This window comes from Amaricoccus sp., from assembly GCF_017995835.1.
Lineage (GTDB): Bacteria > Pseudomonadota > Alphaproteobacteria > Rhodobacterales > Rhodobacteraceae > Amaricoccus.
This window is the reverse complement of the sequence record NZ_JAGOID010000177.1, coordinates 1-3,628: the sequence shown is the minus strand read 5'-3', so window position 1 is coordinate 3,628 and position 3,628 is coordinate 1. Positions and strand designations below refer to the sequence as shown.

Genomic DNA, 3,628 nt, shown 5'->3' with positions numbered 1-3,628 from the left:
CACCACTACCGCGTGGACGACGACGGCCGCGTGACGATGGCCAATCTCATCGTTTCGACGACCTGCAACAACGAAGCGATGAACCGCACCGTGGCGCGCATCGCCGAGCAGAAGCTGGCCGGCGCGGCGGTGATCACCGAGGGGCTGCTCAACCAGATCGAGGTCGGCATCCGCGCCTACGATCCGTGCCTCTCCTGCGCCACGCACGCGCTCGGCTCGATGCCGCTCGAGGTGACGATCGAGGGGCCCGACAGCAGCGAGCTCGATCGCCGCGCGAGGAGCTCGTGAACGCCGCCGCGACGCTCGTCCTCGCCTGGGGGAACCCGGGCCGGCGAGACGACGGCCTCGGCCCGGCCTTCGCGGAGGCGATTCGTGATCGCGGCGTGGCGGATCTCGCGGTGAGCGCGGACTACCAGCTGCAGGTCGAGGATGCGGCAGAGCTCTGCGGTTGCGCCCGGGTGCTGTTCGTCGACGCCGATCGCGCCGGACCGGGGCCCTTCCGCTTTCACCGGCTGGAGCCCGAGGCGGGCGGCAGCGGCGGCCCCGGCTTCACCAGCCACGGCATCTCGCCGGCGCGAGTCCTGCGGCTCGGCCGGGAGCTTTTCGGCGCGGCGCCGGAGGCCTGGTTGATGGGCATCCGAGGCTACGACTTCGACGACTTCGGCGAGGAGCTTTCGGCGGCGGCGCGCGTCAACCTCGAAGCCGCAATCGCCGCGGTGCTCGAGGCGCTGGCGGCCGGCTGCGGCGAGGGTGGAGCGCCGCGGTTCGCGGCCGTGGCGGCGGCTGAACAGCGAGGCGCACCATGACAGATGACCGAGCGGTGATTCTCTGCGTCGATGACGATCCGGACATTCTGTCCTTCCTGCGCACGGTACTCGAGGGCGCAGGCTACGCGGTCGTCGGCGCCGAGAGCGCCGAGGCCGGCTTGCGCGCCTGGCGCGAGACGACGGCGGATGCGGTGATCGTGGACCTGATGATGGAAGAGGTCGACTCGGGGTTGGGGCTCACCCGGGAGCTGCTCGCCGCCGGCTGCCGGGCGCCGATCTTCCTGCTGAGCTCGGTCGGCGACAGCCTGCATCTCGCCACCGAAGCCGCGCCGCTCGGCCTGGCCGGCGTCTTTCAAAAACCGCTCGCACGTCAGCACCTTCTCGCGGTGCTTGCCGCCGCTCTGGCCGAAGCGCGCCTGCGCTGACCGGCGCCGCGCCGGACGAAATCAGCCGACGGCGATCTCCGGGGTTTCCGGGGTCTCCGGGGTTTCCGGGGTCTCCGGCCCGTTTGGTGTCTCGGGGGCCGGCTGAGCGGGCAGGCTGACCCGGCGCACCGGCAAGTCGATGGTCACGCTGGTGCCGCGCCCTTCCGCGCTGTCGATGCGGACCCTGCCATGGTGGCGCTCGACCGTCTGCTTGACGAGCGTCAGCCCCAGGCCGGTGCCCGCGGGAGAGTGTTTCTTGGCGTTGGCGGCGCGGAAGAACTCCTGAAACAGCCGGCCCTGCTCGCGCTCGGGGATGCCGATGCCGGTATCGCGCACGCGGATTCGCACCTCGCCCGGCTCGCCGCGCTCGAAGCGCACGCGGACCTCGCCGCCCGCGGGGGTGTACTTGAGGGCGTTCGAGACCAGGTTCTCCAGCATCTCCTTGAGCAGGTCGACGCCGCTCGCGACCGGCGGCAGACCGGGCTCGACTGTCACCGCGAAGCGCAGCTCCCGACGAGCAGCCTCGTCGCGGAAGGTGCGCTCGGTCTGCGCGGCGAGCCGATCGAGGTCGACGACGACATCCGGGATCTCGCGGCTGACATCGCGAGTGCGGGCGATGGTGAGCAGTTGCCCGATGGCGCGGTCGAGAGACGACAGCCGCTCTTCGACCCGCCGCAGGTGATCCGCCTGAGCCTCGTTCACCGGTCCGAGGACTCCGCCGGCGACCAGATCGAGCATCGACAGGCCCGCCGAGAGGGGCGCGCACAGGTTGTGGGCCACCTTGAGCATGAACTGTGTCCGCTCGGCCATCAGGCGTTCGATCGCCTCGTTGGCCTGGGCGTCCTCGATGGCGAGCGCGACCAGGTCGGCGGCCAGGCGCAGGAACTCGGAGTCGCGGTCGCTGAAGCGGTCGGCGGTCGGCGCGTAGACGCCGAGTGTGCCGATCACCCGCGACTCGACCTTGAGCGGCGCCAGCACCGCCGAGCGGAAGCCGAGCGGGGCGAGCTCGCTCTTGTGCTGCTGCGCGGGATCGCCGCCGATGCGGCCGTGCACCAGCGTCTCGCCGTCGAGGATGCGCCGGTTGAGCGGGCTCTGGTCGACGCGGATGACGGTCTTCTCCACCAGCTCACGGGGCAGTCCGTGCGCCGCCACGTAGCGCAGCGTTCTGCCGTCTTCGGAGAGGAGCTTCACCGCCGCCGCCGGCACCTCGGTCACCCGGGCCAGCTCGCGGACGACGGCCTCGAGCTTGGGCGAGAGATGGCGCTCGGCGCCGATCGAGCGGACCATCGCATAGAGGCTGTTCAGCCGCGTGTTGAGGTCGGCCAGCTCGCCGGAAGCAGCGCCGAGCTCGTCGACGCGGACGCGCAGCTGCCGCATGATGCGCGCGACCATGGTTGCGGTCAGGAAGAGCGTCGCGGTGAGAACGAGCAGGAAGACCGTCGCCGCAGCCGGATCGTCGAGCCCGTGCAGCGGTCGCCCGCGGAAGGCGAGTCCCTGGCTGGGGAGCCAGCCGGCGACGTCCAGCCCATGGATCGCCCAGAGTCCGGCCGCGGCGAAGGCCGCGAAGAGATGCGCGGTGGCAGGAGAGAACTGCACCGCGCCGACGATGACGTGGAAGAGAAGGAAGAGGGCGAGCGGGCTCGCAGCTCCGCCGGTCAGATGGACGAGCAGGAGCATCGCCGCGTAGTCGGCCAGCACCTCCGAGATCACCACGCGACGTTCGAAGCGCGGATCGGCGACGAGCTCCCGCTCCCAGTGCTGGTAGATCCAGGCGAAGGCGGCGTTGTAGACCAGACTGGCGATCGCGATGAGCAGGATCGGCGCGGCGCGCAACTCGAAGCCGACCGCCTGGCCGGCAAGGACGCCCAGTGACATGAGCGGCGCGACGGCCCAGCGCAGGCGGATCTGCCAGAGCCCGCGGCGGCCCCAGAGCTGCGGCAGGGGGCGCAGGAGCTCGCCGTGATCCGGTCGGCGGCTGGTGTCGCTTTCGACGGTCACGGCCCGGCTCTCAGAACCGAGGCTGCGGTGAGCGAGGGGTCAGCTGCGCGTCGGCTTTCACAGCCATGCAGCGCGGGGTCACGAGTAGATGGTGCACGAGATCGCCGACTGCCGCAATACCCGATGCGGGCGCCCCCCGGCCGCAGCTCTCGCGGGGGGGCTCGCCCCGCCACCGCCCGGCGGCGCCGGTGTGTGCTAGGTTCCCGCCCGGGGACTCCGTCATGGCTTATCTCGCCTGCCGTCGCTTCGCGTGGCTCGCAGCGGCCGTGTTGCTCGGCGCCAATCCGTCTTACGCCGGCCTTCCCGATCCGATCCTGGTCGACAGCTTCGAGTCGGGAGACTCCTGCTCCTGGGGTGCCGGTCCGGCAACCTGCCCCGGCTTCACGATCACCACGCCGCCGCTGCAGGTCGAGAGTGGTCAGGAGGTCGCCTACTGCT

General features: G+C 71.1%; 4 protein-coding genes and 1 pseudogene. 4 read left to right on the top strand and 1 reads right to left on the bottom strand.

The genetic code is table 11. The features are described 5' to 3' along the window. From KBA23_RS16225 to KBA23_RS16215, 3 genes and pseudogenes are all read left to right on the top strand, one after another. Window positions 1-288 (top strand): annotated as a pseudogene (locus KBA23_RS16225) (Ni/Fe hydrogenase subunit alpha); the annotation flags it as partial. Then, window positions 285-806 (top strand): hydrogenase maturation protease, encoded by a 522-nt coding sequence (locus KBA23_RS16220; protein WP_290743151.1) that lies wholly within the window; start codon window positions 285-287, stop codon window positions 804-806. The pseudogene KBA23_RS16225 and the gene KBA23_RS16220, both read left to right, overlap by 4 nt. Next, window positions 803-1,192, top strand: coding sequence for a response regulator (locus tag KBA23_RS16215; protein ID WP_290743148.1), 390 nt, complete (start codon window positions 803-805; stop codon window positions 1,190-1,192). Before KBA23_RS16220 ends, KBA23_RS16215 begins: the two co-directional genes overlap by 4 nt. Window positions 1,193-1,213: 21 nt before the next feature. Here the strand turns inward: KBA23_RS16215 and KBA23_RS16210 are convergent, their stop codons facing one another. Next, on the bottom strand, window positions 1,214-3,190 hold the full coding sequence (locus KBA23_RS16210) for a GAF domain-containing sensor histidine kinase (protein WP_290743145.1): 1,977 nt from the start codon (window positions 3,188-3,190) through the stop codon (window positions 1,214-1,216). 221 nt (window positions 3,191-3,411) lie between these two features. On the opposite strand from KBA23_RS16210, the gene KBA23_RS16205 reads away from it, so the two are divergent. Continuing rightward, window positions 3,412-3,628, top strand: a 217-nt coding sequence (locus tag KBA23_RS16205) for a hypothetical protein (RefSeq protein ID WP_290743142.1), incomplete at its 3' end; no start/stop codon positions are given.